The sequence below is a fragment of the Olleya sp. UBA1516 genome (genome assembly GCF_002323495.1).
Classification (GTDB): domain Bacteria; phylum Bacteroidota; class Bacteroidia; order Flavobacteriales; family Flavobacteriaceae; genus Olleya.
The window spans coordinates 13,158-29,538 of sequence record NZ_DCQO01000021.1 but is presented as its reverse complement, the minus strand read 5'-3'; the positions used below and the strand labels follow the sequence as shown (position 1 = coordinate 29,538).

Sequence of the window (16,381 nt, the reverse complement as noted above, 5' to 3'; positions counted from 1 at the left end):
ACACTGTCATCCAAAATATAAGCATTTAGAGTCCCAATTAATTGCACTTATCCAAGAATTTGAAACCTCTGGAGAATCCGTAACTATTGGGCAACGCAACATTATAAAGTCTTTTGAGGTAGAAGGATTAAAATTAAATGTAAAGTCCTTTAAAATACCCAACACCTTTAATAGTTTTGTATATAAATATATACGTCCTACTAAGGCTAAACGGTCTTTTGAGTATGCTAATAGATTAATAGATTGCGGTGTATCAACGCCTTTTCCCATTGCCTACATAGAAAACACATCTATTTTTGGATTAAAATCTAGTTATTACATTAGTAAGCATATTGATTATGATTTTGAGTTTAGAGCGTTAATCCATAATCCTCAATTTCCGGAACGTGTTAAAATTTTGCAGCAATTTGCAGCATTTACCTTTAAATTACATGAAAATAATATTGATTTTTTAGACCATTCACCAGGTAATACTTTAATAACTAAAAATGCTAATCATTATAATTTCTATTTAATTGATTTAAATAGGATGCGTTTTAAACCAATGAGTTTTGATAATCGTATGCATAATTTTAGACGTTTATGGTTGTCTAAAACTATGATTAAGATTTTGGCTGAAGCTTATTCCAAATTGTATAACAAGTCGTATCAAGATACCTATGATTTAATGCTTAAGCATAGTCGAGCATTTCAACTAAAAATTAATAGTAAAAAATTAAGACGTAGCGGAAGGAAAATGCAGTTTAAGAAATAAATTTTAAATACAAAAAAGCCTCTAAATTTTAAATTTAGAGGCTTTTTACATTTTATAAACGGTTACTTTCAATTTTTACACAGCAACATCATACTCTCTTAAAGCATCGTTTAAAGAGGTCTTCTTATTTGTACTTTCTTTACGTTTTCCAATAATTAAAGCACATGGTACTTGATATTCTCCAGCAGCAAAGGTTTTAGTATAACTACCAGGAATCACTACTGATCTTGCAGGTACACGACCTTTCATTTCAATAGGTGTATCTCCTGTAACATCTATAATTTTAGTACTCATAGTTAATACTACATTTGCACCTAAAACAGCTTCTTTTTCTACATGTACACCTTCTACAACTATACAACGTGATCCAATAAAAGCACCATCTTCAATAATAACAGGAGACGCTTGTAAAGGTTCTAAAACACCACCAATACCTACACCACCAGATAAGTGTACGTTTTTACCAATTTGAGCACAACTACCTACAGTAGCCCAAGTGTCAACCATAGTTCCTTCATCTACATAGGCACCAATATTTACATAACTAGGCATTAAAATTGTACCTGCAGATATGTAAGCACCATGACGTGCAACAGCATTTGGTACCACTCTAATTCCTTTTTCTTTATAACCTCTTTTTAGTGGAATTTTATCATGATACTCAAAAATACCAGCTTCTAAAGTTTCCATTTTTTGAATAGGGAAATATAAAACAACCGCTTTTTTAACCCATTCGTTAACCTGCCAACCATCGGTTGTAGGTTCTGCTACTCGTAATTTTCCTAAATCTAAAAGGTTAACCACTTCTCTAATAGCTGCAATGGTTTTTTCGTCTGTCAATAACTCTCGGTTATCCCAAGCAGTATCTATTGTTTTTTGTAATTCTGTCATGTCAATTTTAATTTAAGACAAATATAATTCGTAAAAATTAAAATATGGCACAATATTTAAGGTGTTAAGAGTATAAAACTATAAATTTGCACAAAATTTAATATGGCTCGCATTTTAGCAATTGATTACGGAAAAATTAGAACAGGATTAGCAGTGACTGATGAGATGCAGATTATTGCTTCTGGATTGACTACTGTAAATACTAAAGAGCTTATTACTTTTTTAAAAGACTATCTAAGTAAGGAGCAAGTCGAATTATTTTTAGTCGGAGAACCAAAACAAATGGATAATACGCCAAGTGAGAGTGAGGCGTTAATTATTCCGTTTTTGGTTAAATTGGAAAATGTATTTCCTAAGATTCCGATAAAACGTGTAGACGAGCGTTTTACATCTAAAATGGCGACGCAAACATTAATAGATAGCGGATTAAAGAAAAAACAAAGACAAAATAAAGCGCTTTTAGACGAGGTTAGTGCAACCATAATCTTACAAAGCTATCTTTATAATCAATAAAAAATTAGTATGATATTACCAATTGTTGCCTATGGCGATCCCGTTTTAAAGAAAAAAGCGACAGACATTACAAAGGATTATCCAAAATTAAAAGAGCTAATTGCAAACATGTACGAGACCATGTATGGATCGTTTGGTGTAGGTTTAGCAGCTCCTCAAATTGGGTTGTCAATCCGTATGTTTATTGTAGATGCGACTCCGTTTGCAGATGATGAAGAAGTAATGAGTAAAGCGGAAAGCGACTTTTTAAAAAGCTTTAAACATACTTTTATTAACCCAGTTATTTTAGAAGAATCTGGTGACGAATGGGCTTTTAATGAAGGGTGTTTAAGTATTCCTGATGTTAGGGAAGATGTCTTTAGACAACCAAATATTAAAATTGAATATTTTGATGAAGACTTTAACAAGCAAACAATGGAATTAGATGGTTTGGCTGCTAGAGTGTTTCAGCATGAATATGATCATATCGAAGGGATTTTGTTTACAGACCATTTATCTGCTTTAAAAAAGCGTTTGATAAAAGGAAAATTAACTAACATCTCTAAAGGAAAAATTAATGTGGATTATCGCATGAAATTTCCATTAATGAAAAAGAAACGTTAAACGTTTGGAAAACCCAAACTAACATAAGATATTTGCCATCCAATTTTTTTACACTATGCAGTGTCAAAGTGGAAGATAAAAGGATAATTAAAAACAAGAAACTATATGGCTTTAGATAAAGTATTAGCAATTGCAGGAAAACCTGGATTATATAAATTAGTAACTCAAACAAGAGGTGGCTTTATAGCCGAATCTTTAATTGATAATAGACGTATGTCTGTTGGAATACAACAAAACGTTAGTATTTTAAGTGAGATTGCAATTTATACTTTAACAGAAGAAGTGCCATTAAAAGACGTCTTAAGTAAAATTAAAGACAAAGAAAAAGGAGCACAAACGAGTATTAGTCACAAGGATTCTAAAGATAAACTGGAAGAGTACTTTTTTGAAGTATTACCAGATTATGACGAGGATAGAGTGTACCCAAGTGATATTAAAAAGGTAGTACAATGGTATAATATGTTACAAAAAAATAACATGTTAGACTTTGATACTGCAAAGGCTGAAGCGTCTGACGAAGAAGAATAAATTGACTTTATTTATAGATATTAAAAATCCAGCTTTTGCTGGATTTTTTTGTTTATGATTTTTTAAGATGAAACAAATCAACGTACTTTTACAAAAACCTTATTTTATATGAATTCTAGAGCAGACCAATTAAAAGCATTTGACCGTTTATTGACTATTATGGACGAGTTACGCGCGCAATGTCCTTGGGATAAAAAACAAACCATGGAAACCTTACGTCATTTAACTATTGAAGAAACGTATGAGTTAGGCGATGCTATTTTAGAAGACGATTTAGAAGAAGTTAAAAAGGAAATTGGTGATTTAATGCTGCACATGGTTTTTTATGCCAAAATTGGAAGTGAGAAAAAGGCATTTGACATTGCAGATGTTTGTAATGGTATCTGCGAAAAACTAATCCATAGGCATCCACATATTTATGGCGATGTGACTGTAAAAGACGAAGCTGAAGTCAAACGTAATTGGGAAAATCTAAAATTAAAAGAAGGCAGAACAAGTGTTTTAGAAGGCGTACCTAATAGTTTGCCAGCGTTAGTAAAAGCAAGCAGAATACAAGAAAAAGTAGCAGGCGTAGGTTTTGATTGGGAGCAACCAGAACAAGTATGGGAAAAAGTAGAGGAGGAGCTTAACGAATTTAAAGTTGAGGTAGAGAAAGGTGATGCTGATGCAATGGAAGACGAATTTGGAGATGTATTGTTCTCTATGGTAAATTACGCTAGGTTTTTAAATATAAACCCAGAAAACGCCTTAGAACGCACGAATAAAAAGTTTAAAAAACGCTTTGAGTATTTAGAACAAAAAGCAAAAGCGCTAAATAAAGATTTAAAAGACATGACTTTGGGTGAAATGGATGTTTTTTGGGAGGAGGCCAAAAAACAGTAATTAGAAAATCTGCGATTTTCAAATACTAAGTTTTTTTGGGAGGAGGCCAAAAAACAGTAATTAGAAAATCTGCGATTTTCAAATACTAAGTTTTTTTGGGAGGAGACCAAAAAACAGTAATTGGAAAATCTGTGATTTTCAAATACTAAGTTTTTTTGGGAGGAGGCCAAAAAACAGTAATTGGAACATCTGTGATTTTCACATACTCAGTTTTTTTGATTTAAAATTATAAGAGATTAAGTTTCGTTTTTTTCTGGAATTGCTAAAAAATATTTTAAAATCCTGCTATTGTAGGATTTTTTTATTCAATAAATATTGAAAACATAAATAGCTCGTAATGCTTGCTATTATTTAATTGTGTGCTAAAAACTATGCGTTATAACATGTTGTTTTTTCTAATATTTTAATTTTTATTCTATTTAAAAAGTCCAAAACTAGAAATGTGTCGTATATACTTATAAATGACATAATCTTTTCAAGATAATATAGTTGATTAATAGCATACATCACTTTGATGTCATTAAAGGAAAATTATTTCTTACAAGCGAAGAGAAGTAATTGGTTAGTTTAGTTAGGAGCCACAATCCTACTTCTTTTTAGGAGTAGGATTTGGTTTTTTATAAAGGTTTTGTCTCTATTATAAAATTGTTTATAACAAAAAAAAGCACTCATAAAGAGTGCTTTTTTTTTCTGTAAAACAGAAGTAATTTATTTGATTGATACAATTTCTAAATCAAAAATAAGGTTTGCATTTGGTGGTACTGGACCACGACCTGAAGCACCATATCCTAAATAACCTGGTACAAATATTCTAGCTTTATCTCCAACATTCATATTTAGCATAGCTTCTCTAAAACCAGGGACTAAAGTTGCAGACTCGTTATAAGGCATTGCAAAAGGTTGGTATGCACCTTGTTTTGCAGCGTCTTCATTGTATTGGTCATATTTTTTAGCATCAGATTCTATTGTAGAAAAGAAGAAACGCCCATCTTCAAATAATCCAGTACAATCAATTAATACTTGGTCTGACGGTTTTGGTGTAACACCATTTGGATTTGCTTCAACAATCATAACTAATCCAGTAGGGAATTCTTTTACTTCACCTGGTCTATCAGCATTAGTTTTTTTAAAGTTATTAGCAGCTTCTTTAGCTTTTTCTTTCAAAATCTCTTGAGCTTTTACTTCTAAATCTTTTAATTTTTGAGGTAAAAGAGGCTCTTGTTCTGTAAAAACTTTAGCAGCATCAAATGCTTTAGCATCTTTACCTTTACGGATAATGTTTAATTTTTGAATAACTACATCTTCTAATGGTTTGTTGCTTCCTGGTGCGACTTTAACGTTAGAGATCGTATCTTGTACTTCAATACCTTTAACTAATTCTCCAAAAACAGAGTGACAACTTACTCTTGGTGCACCACAGTTTTTTAAACTTCCGTCTGCGTAAAAAGCATCTAAGTTTTGCTTAGGTATTTCAGTAATAAAAAACTGACTTCCATTAGTATCTAATCCACCAGAATTAGCCATAGATAGTATTCCTGCTTTGTCATGACTTAAGTCTGTGTCAAATTCGCTAAAAAATTTATATCCTGCACTTCCAGTTCCAGTTCCTGTTGGGTCACCACCTTGAATCATAAATTTATCCATAACTCTATGAAAAGTAACACCATTATAAAAAGGTTTACCTTTTAAAGAGTCATCAAGTTTTGGATGTGTACCTTCTGCTAAGCCAACAAAATTAGCCACGACTACTGGTACTTTGTCGTAAAATAACTTGGCAACCATAGTACCTTTATTTGTAACAAATTCGGCATATAATCCGTCTTCCAAATCAGGATATTTTTCTTGGCAAGATGTGTTAGACATACTAACCAAAAGAGCAATCAATAATAGTTTCATTGTTTTAATTAATTTGTTCATTTTAATATTGGGTTTGTTTCTATTCTTTTTTTGTTATTGAATTAACGGTTACTTTACAAACTAATGGAATGTTAGTACCTATTTTATTTTCGTCTCCATAATAGCCATAAGCCTTGTGTGACGGAAACAAAAAGGTTACCGTTTCTCCTGCTTGCATAAGTTTTAGACCTTCACGTAAACCTGTAAAAAGTTCTTGTTGGTCCATTGCGTAACTTTGAGTTTTTAATTCTGCTTGAGTATAAATGGTTTTTCCGTCTAAATCTTTTACGTCGTAATTAAAGTTTACAATGTCTGCAAAATCAGGTTTTACAATACTGTCAGTTTCAATTTTAGTATTGTAGTAGTACCAAAATCCGTTGCCTGAGGTTTTGTAATTATTTTCTGGTTGACTAGCTATCAGTGTTTCAATTGCTTTAATTTCTTTTTTATTTAACGCTTTGTTTCTAGCAACAGATTGGTCAATAAAAGAGCCAGAGTTAACCGACTTTGGTTTTCTAGCTTCCGGTGTTTTACAACTTAAAACAGTAGTTAAGATTAGTAATAGTATGGCTAAATTACGCTTCATGTAGTGCTGTTTTGTATTGTGGTAATATACTAATAAATTTTTCTGTGGTTTGCTCTAAGTTTACATCACTTTTTCCTCCAGCAGCATTTGTGTGTCCACCACCTTGAAAGTGGGATCTAGACATTTCATTCACCGAGAAATCGCCTTTAGACCTTAAAGAAATTTTAATGATACCTTGTTGTAAATCCTCGATAAATATAGCAGCAAGTACAACATTGTTTAAAGATAAAGCATAGTTTACAAAACCTTCTGTATCTCCTTTTTTGTAATCAAATTGTTGTAATTCTTTTTGAGATAACGTAATGTAAGCAGCTCTAGATTCTGGTACAACTTTTAAATTACTTAAAGCACAACCTAATAATTGCAAACGGTTATAGCTGTTAGTATCGTATACTTGATTGTGTATCATGGTGTTGTCTGCACCTTTGTCTATTAAATTAGCTATTATTCTATGCGTTGCGCTTGTAGTAGATCTAAACCTAAACGATCCTGTATCTGTCATAATACCTACGTAAATTGCAGTAGCTATATTGCTATCTATTATAGGTGTGTCCTCTAGCATGTCAATAAAATTATACACCATCTCGCAAGTCGAGCTCATGCTAACATCACTGTACATATATTTTGCAAAATCATCAGGTTGTTGATGATGGTCAATCATTATTTTTAATGCACTACTGTCTGTAAGTACATGTTCCATATCTCCAGTTCTATGAAAAGTATTAAAATCTAAAGCAAAAATAATATCTGCTTCATTTAGTGTTTGTTCGCTTTCTTCTTTTTGACTATCATATTTTAAAATCAAATCCTGACCAGGAATCCATTTTAAAAAATCAGGATAATCGTTTGGTACAATAACCGTAGCTAAGTGATTAGTTTTTGTTAAATAATGAAATAAGGCTAGGCTAGAGCCAATAGCGTCTCCATCAGGATTTTTATGGCTTACAATTACAATTTTTTTAGGTGTTTCTAATAACTGATTAATTGCTGTAATGTCTTGTTTTGTCATAGCCCACGAAGATACAATTTTTTAATATTCGAATATATTGTTTTTCTTAATAAATGGCGTACTTTTGCACAAAATTAACAAGCACTTTTAACTATAAAAGGATTGTTGTTTTAAATAAATTAGATAACATTAAAATAAAAAAATGGCAACTAACAGAACATTTACAATGCTTAAGCCTGACTCTGTTGAAAAAGGGTACATTGGCGCAATCTTAGAAAAAATTAACGCTTCAGGTTTTAGAATCGTTGCAATGAAATTAACACATATGACTAAGCAAGATGCTGAAGCATTTTACGCTGTACATAGTGAAAGACCTTTTTATGGTGAGTTAGTTGAGTACATGACACGTGGACCAATTGTAGCTGCTATTTTAGAAAAAGATAACGCTGTTGAAGATTTTAGAACTTTAATTGGTGCAACTAATCCTGCTGATGCAGCAGAGGGAACGATCCGTAAATTATATGCAGCGTCTATTGGCGAAAATGCAGTACACGGAAGTGACAGTGATGAAAACGCAGCTATTGAAGGTGCTTTCCATTTTGCTGGACGTGAAATGTTTTAAGTTTTAAAACTATATAAATTATAAAAATCCAGCTTTTAGCTGGATTTTTTTTGTTTTTATAATTAAAGACTGTAAAGTGTTTTGGGTTTTAAAACAAAAAAAAAGCCTCTCTAAATAAATAGAGAGGCTTTAATCTTAAAGATATATGGTAGTTGTTAAATTACTTTAACGTTAACTGCGTTTAATCCTTTTTTACCTTCTTGTAAGTCGAATTCAACTTCGTCACCTTCGCGAACTTCGTCGATTAATCCTGAAATGTGTACAAAATGGTCTTTGTTTACACCTTCTTCTGTTATGAATCCAAAACCTTTAGCGTCATTGAAGAATTTTACTGTGCCTTTACTCATTGTAATAAAATTTAATATTAATTATTTTAATTATTGCAAAGATGGTACCAATAATTTTAATAATGCACTTTTATTTTATTTATTTTCAATTATTTAGCATTTTTAACTAAAAAAGCCTTTCCGTGTGGAAAGGCTTTTTTTGTAATGATTTAAATAGAAAATATATAATTATACTACTTTTACATTTACTGCGTTCATACCTTTTCTTCCTTCTTGTAAGTCGAATTCTACAACATCACCTTCACGAACTTCGTCGATAAGTCCAGAGATGTGTACGAAATGGTCTTTGTCTGATCCTTCTTCAGTTATAAAACCGAATCCTTTAGAATCATTGAAAAATTTTACTGTGCCTTGAGCCATTGTAATAAAAAAAATTTGTTAATAATGTCTCAAAGATATAATATTTAATAATACTATAAAGTAAATTTTAATTTATTTTAAAAAATATATTTCGCTGGTATTATTTTTAATTATCTCAATATCAGTTTTTTAATTATTTCTTTACCTAGTTCTTCGTTTAATAACTTAATTATTTTTTGGTTACCATAACTAAGCTCTTCTCTAAGTGCGCTAGAGCTTAGTTGTACATAAAGTATGTCTTTTTTAAGCTCGATTGCTGTGGTATAATTAGTAATACCATTACCCATTAATTTTGCCCAAGCGTCTTTTACATTAACTTTATCCAGTCCTTTTTCCAGGTTATTTTCTGTAACAAAATCTTTTAATGCGTCAGAGATATTAAGTAAGTTGTTGTTTCGTTTTGCCATTAGTCTACGGTTATAGGTGTGTAGCGTTTATATAAATACAAATCTTTATTTTGATTCATAATCTGTAATTTGTCTTTGCTAGCGTGTAAAATAGTTTCTTTCCAGTTAGCAAATGGTGTTTTATAATACAGGTTAAGACTGTCGTTTTCTACTTTAAAAATAAAATGTTCAACATCTTTAGAGGTTTGGTAAGTCCCATTAAAGTTTGGTTTTAGTTTCTTTCTAAACCCAACAGAGTCTTTGTTTATAGTTATATAATCTATTGTTTCGTTTATATTATACACTTTTTTTGTACCATTACTTAAGGTTACTTCGTTTATTTCCCAATAACCTGAAAGGTGTTGCTTTAAATCTTCAGGATTTTTAGAGCATCCCACTAGTACTATTAATAATAGGTAATACGTCTTTTTCATGTTATAATTTAAATATTTCATACGATTGATGTACTTGTTTAACAGCGTTTTCAGTACGTTCGGCATGTGTGTCACTAATAAAAATTTGTCCAAAATTTTCATCATTAACTAATTTAATAATTTGTGCTACACGTGTTTCGTCTAATTTATCAAAAATATCATCTAATAATAAAATAGGATTATCACCACTAATAGCTTTTATGCTATCAAATTGTGCTAATTTAAGCGCAATTAAAAATGATTTTTGTTGTCCTTGACTTCCAAACTTCTTAATTGGATATTCGCCTAAATTAAATTCTAAATCATCCTTATGTACACCAACACTAGTATATTGTAATGCCTTGTCTTTGTTAATTGTTTTTTTTAATAATTGTTCTAAGCTGTCCTCAAATAAGTCACTTTTATAATTTAAACTTACGTCCTCGTTATTATTACTTATGGCTTTGTATCTAGCCTTAAATAAAGGTATAAATGACTCTAAAAACTGTTTTCTTTTTTCAAAAACAAGGGTTCCATATTGTTGTAGTTGTTGGTTGTAAACATCTACAGTGTCATTATTATAAGTGTGATTTGCAGCAAAATATTTAAGCAATGAGTTGCGTTGAGATAAAATTTTGTTGTAATTAATTAAATTACTTAGGTAGTTTTTATCGCTTTGGCTAATAACGCTATCAATAAATTTTCGTCTAGTATCACTACCTTCAATAATTAAATCTCTGTCAGCAGGACTTATTATCACTAAAGGTAAAAAACCAATGTGATCACTAAACTTGTCGTATGCTTTACTGTTTCTTTTTATAATTTTTTTTTGTCCTTTTTTCAGACTTACTACAATGTTTTCTGTTTTTTCGTCTTTGTCATATTCACCATTTATAACAAAAAACTCTTCGTCATATTTAATATTCTGTGATGCTACAGGATTAAAGTAGCTTTTACCAAAGGATAAATGGTAGATTGCATCCAATACATTGGTTTTTCCAACACCATTATTACCAACAAGGCAGTTAATAGTATGGTTAAACTCGAATGATTTAGAGTCGAAATTTTTATAGTTTAAAAGCGCTAAAGATTTTAAAATCATGTAGTTGTTGCTAGGATATAGGGTTTTAAATAGGGTAGCCTAATAAGGATGTGCAAATTATTGAAAATTATCAAATAATAACCTTTTATTTCTGAAGAAAAATTATATTTTTGTGCGCATTAATAAAACTAATATGGCGACTTACAAGAAAAGAGGATACAAACCAAATACTAAAGTAGAAAAGGAAATAGAGGTTGAAGAAAGCTCAACAACTGCTGAAGTTTTTAATACATTAGACGAATCTGCAAACAAAGCAGAGGAGTTTGTTGAAAAAAATCAGAAAAACATTTTTATAATAATTGGTGTTGTAGCTGCATTAGCTTTAGGTTATTTAGTTTATCAACAATTTATAGTTAAGCCTAAGCAAGGTGAAGCAATGAATGAAATGTACCAAGCACAAAAATTCTTTAATGAAGCTGTTACAAATGGTGTAGCACAAGATTCTTTATACAATCTAGCACTTAAAGGAGGTGAAGGTAAATTAGGTATGGTAGATATTGCAGACCAATATAGTGGTACTGCTGCAGGAAACTTAGCTAATTATTATGCTGGTATGGCTTATTTAAATATTAAAAACTACGAACAAGCAATTGTTTATTTAGATAAGTTTGAAAGTGAAGATGAAGCATTAGCACCTATGGCTAAAGGCGCAATAGGAGATGCTTTTGTACAATTAACAGATAATGAAAACGCTTTAGATTATTATACACAAGCTGCTAACTTACGTCAAAACGAATTTACAGCTCCAACATACCTATACAAAGCAGGAATTACTGCTTTAGACTTAGGTAAAGCATCTAAAGCATTAGACTTTTTTAATAAAATTAAAGACAACTATCCAAACTCGCCAGAAGCTACTCAAGCAGAAGTGTTTATTGGAAAAGCGCAAGCAATGTCTAACTAAATAAGCTTATGGCAACAACAAATTTATCAGCATACGATAAAGCATCAATCCCAAACGGAAAGCAATTTCGGTTTGGGATTGTTGTTTCAGAATGGAATGACAATATCACACAAGGGTTGTTAGAAGGTGCTAAAAGCACACTTTTAGAACATGATGTGCAACCAGAAAATATTTTGGTTTGGGATGTGCCAGGAAGTTACGAGTTAATTTACGGTTCTAAAAAAATGATAGCACAAAACGTTGATGCTGTCATTGCAATTGGAAGTGTAATCCAAGGCGAAACTAAACATTTTGATTTTGTTTGTGATGCAGTAGCCCAAGGTATTAAAGACCTTAATGTTACTACAGAGACGCCTGTTATTTTTTGTGTGTTGACAGATAATACATTACAACAAGCTATTGATCGTTCTGGTGGTAAACATGGTAATAAAGGTGTAGAGGCAGCAGTTGCAGCTTTAAAGATGGCAACACTACGTAAAAACGCCTAAAATTCTGTTAACATTTTTTAGCATTCTTAAACAGCCTTTCTGTAGTATTTTCAGTATTTTTGGATATTAATCACATTAAAACTGTAAAGGCTTGTTTAGTCAAAAGAAAAATAAAAAATTTAACTACCAATCCCGTTTTTCTAAAGAAGAAAACTCAGCTGTAAAGCTAAAAGAGAGTTTAAATACTAGCTGGAATGGTTCAAGAAAATCTAAGACTAACTCTAAAAAAAGTAATACGTTATTTTTTTTAGTTGGAGTTTTACTTTTTTTGGCTGCTTTAATGTACTATTTAGAAACTAAAATTAAGTAATCTTTTACTATGGGATTTCTCTCTAAACGAAAAAATAAAAAATTTGATTATACACCTCGTTTTTACAAAGGTGAGGGTAGTCCATTTGAAATAAAACATAAGTTTGACGAGCATAGGACTACAGTAGGAGACAATCCTAATTTAAAGCAAAAATTTAATAATGCTATCGAAGATTTAAAAAACAATACAGATAAAACTGCCAATAGAAGGATTGTTTTAATTGTAGCTGTTTTAGTGTTTTTATTTTTATTAATTATAGGTTTCGATTTATCTATTTTCTTCCCTAATTAGACTTATGGCAGATATTATTCAACTATTACCAGACCATGTTGCTAATCAGATTGCAGCAGGAGAGGTTGTGCAACGTCCAGCGTCTGTTGTTAAAGAGTTGTTGGAAAACGCTATCGATGCAGATGCAACAGTTATTAAGTTAATAGTTAAGGATGCAGGAAAAACGTTAATCCAAGTTATCGACAATGGTAAAGGGATGAGTACCACTGACGCTAGATTAAGTTTTGAGCGTCATGCGACATCAAAAATTAAATCTGCTGAGGATTTATTCCAATTACATACTAAAGGATTTAGAGGTGAGGCATTGGCAAGTATTGCTGCAATTGCGCATGTCGAGCTTAAAACGAAGCAAGACAATGAAGATCTTGGATCCACTATAATTATTGAAGGTAGTGAAGTTAAGTCTCAAGAAGTTGTTGTGACACCAAAAGGGACATCATTATCCGTAAAACATTTATTTTTTAATATTCCTGCAAGACGTAACTTTTTAAAGTCTAATACAGTAGAATTACGACATATTATAGACGAGTTTCATCGTGTGGCATTAGCACATCCATCTATTAGCTTTTCTATGTTTAGCAATGGAAGTGAGACTTTTAATTTGCCAGAAAGCAATTACAGACAGCGTATTGTAAATATTTTTGGAACTAAAACTAATGAGAAATTAGTACCTGTAGAAGAAGCAACTGAGGTGTTAACCATTTCTGGATTTGTTGGTAAACCAGAGTTTGCTAAAAAATCTAGAAACGAACAGTTTTTCTTTGTCAATAACCGTTTTATTAAAAGTGCGTATTTAAATCATGCTATTAACTCTGCTTTTGAAGGCTTACTTAAAGATGGTGCACAGCCTAGTTATTATTTAAATTTAACAGTTAATCCGCAAACAATAGATATAAATATTCATCCAACTAAAACCGAAATTAAGTTTGATGACGAACATACATTATACGCTATATTAAGATCTGCAGTAAAACATAGTTTAGGGCAGTTTAATATTGCTCCAGTTTTAGATTTTGACAGAGATGCCAATTTGGACACACCATACAGTTACCAACAAAAAGGAATGCCAAGTGTGGAGGTGGATCGTACATTTAATCCTTTTAAAGAGGAGACACCTAAAGTTAAAAATGTCTCTAACTACAAAAAAGAACCTGTTGCCACTGCAAGTTGGGACAGTTTATATGTTGGTTTAGAGTCTAAAGGCACAAAAACAAATACAGAGTTTAGTGAAGTGCATTTTGAAAGCGAACCAAATACCGAGAGCTTTTTTAAAAATGAAAATGAAGTAGAAACAAAGCAATCCACTTATCAATTAAATAATAAATTTATAATAAGTACCATCAAATCTGGAATGTTAGTTATAGATCAACATCGTGCACATCAACGTGTGTTGTATGAAGATTATCTAAGACATATTACAATTAAAGAAGGTGTAAGCCAACAACTATTATTTCCGTTAGACCTACACTTTTCTAAGCAAGAAATAGCATTAATAAATCAATTAAAAGAGGACTTGGAGTCTACAGGTTTTGTTTTTCAATCTATTAAAGATGAAACAGTAGAGATAACAGGTGTACCAGTTAATGTGCCAGAAAGCGAAGTATCCATAATCTTAGAGCAATTAATTAGCGATGTAGAAAATGAAGTGCCAGATAGTAACTTTTCGGCAACAGATTTATTAGCAAAATCTATGGCTAAAAGCTTAGCGATTAAAACAGGACAATCATTAACCAATACAGAGCAAGAACATTTGGTAAATCGTTTGTTTGCCTGCAAGGAACCTAATGTGTCACCTACTAACAGAACCACTTTTATTACGATGTCTGTGGATGAGTTAGAGAAAAAATTTATGTAACGTATGATGAGAATAACAGATACTGTAAAACATTTAATAATCATAAACGTACTTATGTTTGTAGGTACAATGACTGTTGGAGATGGTCGTTTGTTTTATGATTTATTTGCAATGCATTTTCCTGCAAGTGATGCTTTTAAGCCTTGGCAAGTAGTAACGCACATGTTTATGCATGGTGGATTTACACATCTATTATTTAATATGTTTGCATTATGGATGTTTGGAGGTCCAGTTGAGCAACGGTTAGGTCGAAATAAATTTTTGTTTATTTACTTTTCTGCTGGTTTAGGAGCTGTATTGTTCCAATTAGCAGGTTATTATTGGGATTATCTTCCTGCTTTAAAAAGTTTAATGGAGTCTGGTTTAAGTAAAACCGCTATTAATGATATTATTAATTTTAATATTTTAGATGGTAACCAATACACAGGACAACTTTTACAAGAACAACTAACCGTGTATTTAGCAGATAATAATATTAGCGCAAGTGTAATTAATCAGGCGTCTTATCAGGCATTATTTGAGACTAATGTATTAATCCACAATAGTACAATGGTTGGAGCATCAGGCTGTATTATGGGTGTTTTAGCAGCTTTTGGTATGATGAATCCAAACGCAGAGTTAATGATGATTTTCTTACCTATACCTATTAAAGCTAAATATTTTATTCCAGGAATTATACTATTGGATGTAATATCAGCGTTTACTGGTCAATCCTTTTTTAGCCCAAGCAATACAGCATATTTGGCTCACGTTGGTGGTGCAATTATAGGGTTTATAATTATGTGGTATTGGCGTAAAACACAATTTAATAAAAACCGTTGGGATAGATAAAAATGAATCAAATAGAGCAACTTAAATATAAATATGCAAGACTTAATGTCTTAGAAAAAATTATAGCACTAAATGTTATTATTTTTCTATTTGCTGCTTTGTTTAGAAAGGTTATACCTAGTTTTTTTTCATGGATATATTTGCCTAGTAACTTTTGGGCTTTTTTAAGTAAACCATGGACTATAGTTAGTTATGGTTTTTTACATTTTGATTTTTTACACCTATTATTTAACATGTTATGGCTTTATTTTTTAGGACGTATGATGTTAAATCTGTTTAGTCCTAAAATGGCTTTAAATATCTATTTTATGGGTATTATAACAGGAGGATTAGTCTTTTTATTAGGCTATAATATTTTTCCTAATATATTTACTGCTAATGCTTATGTTTTAGGTGCTTCAGCAGGTGTTAGAGCATTACTTATTTTTATCTGTGCTTATATGCCCAACAAGGATATAAGGTTTTTTACGTTTAATCTTAAATTATGGTGGATTGGAGCAGTACTTATAGGTCTTGACATTTTAGGTATTGTAAACGGAAATAATCAAGGTGGTAGTTTAGCGCATCTTGGAGGTGCTATTTTAGGTTATGTATATGCTAAACAATTAGTCAAAGGTCAAGATATTGGAACTGGATTTGGACGTTTTATGGATTGGTTTAGTATGTTATTTAAAGCTAAACAAAAAGTAAAAATGAAAACGGTTCATAAAAAAAGTAAAGTAGCAGGTTATAAAAAAGAAGAGTTTAATCAATTTAATAACCAGAAAAAAATTGATACTATTTTAGACAAAATAAGTAAAAGTGGATATGATAGTTTGTCTAAAGAAGAAAAAGAATATCTATTTAAAGCAGGAAAGTAGTCACTAATTA

At 31.3% G+C, this 16,381-nt stretch carries 23 protein-coding genes; 13 read left to right on the top strand and 10 right to left on the bottom strand.

Annotation, left to right across the window (positions count from 1 at the left end; all coding sequences use genetic code 11):
- Positions 1–6: 6 nt before the first annotated feature.
- On the bottom strand, positions 7–270 hold the full coding sequence (locus B2989_RS13925; RefSeq protein WP_292949612.1) for a hypothetical protein: 264 nt from the start codon (positions 268–270) through the stop codon (positions 7–9).
- Here B2989_RS13925 and B2989_RS13920 point away from each other — a divergent pair.
- On the top strand, positions 155–754 hold the full coding sequence (locus tag B2989_RS13920) for a lipopolysaccharide kinase InaA family protein (RefSeq protein WP_349676218.1): 600 nt from the start codon (positions 155–157) through the stop codon (positions 752–754). The two genes, B2989_RS13925 and B2989_RS13920, sit on opposite strands and share 116 nt — an antisense overlap.
- A gap of 75 nt (positions 755–829) precedes the next feature.
- Here the strand turns inward: B2989_RS13920 and B2989_RS13915 are convergent, their stop codons facing one another.
- On the bottom strand, positions 830–1,645 hold the full coding sequence (locus B2989_RS13915; protein WP_292949609.1) for a 2,3,4,5-tetrahydropyridine-2,6-dicarboxylate N-succinyltransferase: 816 nt from the start codon (positions 1,643–1,645) through the stop codon (positions 830–832).
- Between the two features lie 102 nt (positions 1,646–1,747).
- Here B2989_RS13915 and ruvX point away from each other — a divergent pair, with 102 nt between their 5' ends.
- The 4 genes from ruvX to mazG all read left to right on the top strand — a co-directional run bounded on the left by ruvX (position 1,748) and on the right by mazG (position 4,171).
- On the top strand, positions 1,748–2,158 hold the full coding sequence (gene ruvX / locus B2989_RS13910; protein WP_292949606.1) for a Holliday junction resolvase RuvX: 411 nt from the start codon (positions 1,748–1,750) through the stop codon (positions 2,156–2,158).
- Between the two features lie 9 nt (positions 2,159–2,167).
- Positions 2,168–2,761: a peptide deformylase gene (gene def, locus B2989_RS13905; RefSeq protein ID WP_292949603.1), complete on the top strand. Its 594-nt coding sequence runs from the start codon at positions 2,168–2,170 to the stop codon at positions 2,759–2,761.
- 105 nt (positions 2,762–2,866) lie between these two features.
- Entirely contained in the window at positions 2,867–3,289 is a 423-nt protein-coding gene (locus B2989_RS13900; RefSeq protein ID WP_292949600.1) for a DUF5606 domain-containing protein, read from the top strand.
- Positions 3,290–3,397: 108 nt separating this feature from the next.
- Positions 3,398–4,171, top strand: coding sequence for a nucleoside triphosphate pyrophosphohydrolase (mazG, locus tag B2989_RS13895; RefSeq protein WP_292949597.1), 774 nt, complete (start codon positions 3,398–3,400; stop codon positions 4,169–4,171).
- A gap of 708 nt (positions 4,172–4,879) precedes the next feature.
- Here mazG and B2989_RS13890 read toward each other — a convergent pair.
- Genes B2989_RS13890 through B2989_RS13880 form a run of 3 tightly spaced genes read right to left on the bottom strand, consistent with a single transcriptional unit; the run spans position 4,880 to position 7,662 of the window.
- On the bottom strand, positions 4,880–6,067 hold the full coding sequence (locus B2989_RS13890; protein ID WP_292949594.1) for a peptidylprolyl isomerase: 1,188 nt from the start codon (positions 6,065–6,067) through the stop codon (positions 4,880–4,882).
- Between the two features lie 40 nt (positions 6,068–6,107).
- The gene (gene gldI / locus B2989_RS13885) at positions 6,108–6,653 is read right to left on the bottom strand and encodes a gliding motility-associated peptidyl-prolyl isomerase GldI (RefSeq protein WP_292949590.1); all 546 of its coding nucleotides are present in this window, start codon (positions 6,651–6,653) and stop codon (positions 6,108–6,110) included.
- The gene (locus B2989_RS13880; protein ID WP_292949587.1) at positions 6,643–7,662 is read right to left on the bottom strand and encodes a DHH family phosphoesterase; all 1,020 of its coding nucleotides are present in this window, start codon (positions 7,660–7,662) and stop codon (positions 6,643–6,645) included. Before B2989_RS13880 ends, gldI begins: the two co-directional genes overlap by 11 nt.
- A gap of 142 nt (positions 7,663–7,804) precedes the next feature.
- Between B2989_RS13880 and B2989_RS13875 the strand changes: the two genes are divergently transcribed.
- Complete coding sequence (locus B2989_RS13875) at positions 7,805–8,224, top strand: nucleoside-diphosphate kinase (RefSeq protein ID WP_028281614.1); 420 nt, start codon at positions 7,805–7,807, stop codon at positions 8,222–8,224.
- Between the two features lie 155 nt (positions 8,225–8,379).
- Here the strand turns inward: B2989_RS13875 and B2989_RS13870 are convergent, their stop codons facing one another.
- The 5 genes from B2989_RS13870 to recF form a co-directional block, all read right to left on the bottom strand.
- Positions 8,380–8,571: a cold-shock protein gene (locus B2989_RS13870; RefSeq protein ID WP_028281615.1), complete on the bottom strand. Its 192-nt coding sequence runs from the start codon at positions 8,569–8,571 to the stop codon at positions 8,380–8,382.
- A 168-nt stretch (positions 8,572–8,739) separates the two neighbouring features.
- Entirely contained in the window at positions 8,740–8,931 is a 192-nt protein-coding gene (locus B2989_RS13865) for a cold-shock protein (protein ID WP_028281616.1), read from the bottom strand.
- Positions 8,932–9,041: 110 nt separating this feature from the next.
- A complete protein-coding gene (locus B2989_RS13860) occupies positions 9,042–9,338 on the bottom strand; it encodes a DUF721 domain-containing protein (RefSeq protein ID WP_292949577.1) in 297 nt (98 codons plus the stop codon).
- Positions 9,338–9,772, bottom strand: coding sequence for a lipocalin family protein (locus B2989_RS13855; protein ID WP_292949574.1), 435 nt, complete (start codon positions 9,770–9,772; stop codon positions 9,338–9,340). The genes B2989_RS13860 and B2989_RS13855 overlap by 1 nt, the downstream gene beginning before the upstream one ends.
- On the bottom strand, positions 9,753–10,832 hold the full coding sequence (gene recF, locus B2989_RS13850) for a DNA replication/repair protein RecF (RefSeq protein WP_292949571.1): 1,080 nt from the start codon (positions 10,830–10,832) through the stop codon (positions 9,753–9,755). Before recF ends, B2989_RS13855 begins: the two co-directional genes overlap by 20 nt.
- A gap of 133 nt (positions 10,833–10,965) precedes the next feature.
- Here recF and B2989_RS13845 point away from each other — a divergent pair, with 133 nt between their 5' ends.
- The 7 genes from B2989_RS13845 (at position 10,966) to B2989_RS13815 (ending at position 16,371) form a co-directional block, all read left to right on the top strand.
- Complete coding sequence (locus B2989_RS13845; RefSeq protein ID WP_145006699.1) at positions 10,966–11,736, top strand: tetratricopeptide repeat protein; 771 nt, start codon at positions 10,966–10,968, stop codon at positions 11,734–11,736.
- Positions 11,737–11,744: 8 nt separating this feature from the next.
- Positions 11,745–12,224, top strand: a complete 480-nt coding sequence (gene ribH / locus B2989_RS13840) for a 6,7-dimethyl-8-ribityllumazine synthase (protein WP_145002365.1) — start codon at positions 11,745–11,747, stop codon at positions 12,222–12,224.
- 91 nt (positions 12,225–12,315) lie between these two features.
- Positions 12,316–12,534 (top strand): hypothetical protein, encoded by a 219-nt coding sequence (locus tag B2989_RS13835; protein WP_028281622.1) that lies wholly within the window; start codon positions 12,316–12,318, stop codon positions 12,532–12,534.
- Between the two features lie 9 nt (positions 12,535–12,543).
- On the top strand, positions 12,544–12,825 hold the full coding sequence (locus B2989_RS13830; protein WP_145002363.1) for a riboflavin synthase subunit beta: 282 nt from the start codon (positions 12,544–12,546) through the stop codon (positions 12,823–12,825).
- Between the two features lie 4 nt (positions 12,826–12,829).
- The gene (mutL, locus tag B2989_RS13825; protein ID WP_292949564.1) at positions 12,830–14,680 is read left to right on the top strand and encodes a DNA mismatch repair endonuclease MutL; all 1,851 of its coding nucleotides are present in this window, start codon (positions 12,830–12,832) and stop codon (positions 14,678–14,680) included.
- Positions 14,681–14,683: 3 nt separating this feature from the next.
- A complete protein-coding gene (locus B2989_RS13820; protein WP_292949561.1) occupies positions 14,684–15,511 on the top strand; it encodes a rhomboid family intramembrane serine protease in 828 nt (275 codons plus the stop codon).
- Positions 15,512–15,513: 2 nt separating this feature from the next.
- Positions 15,514–16,371, top strand: coding sequence for a rhomboid family intramembrane serine protease (locus B2989_RS13815; protein ID WP_292949558.1), 858 nt, complete (start codon positions 15,514–15,516; stop codon positions 16,369–16,371).
- Positions 16,372–16,381 lie beyond the last annotated feature (10 nt).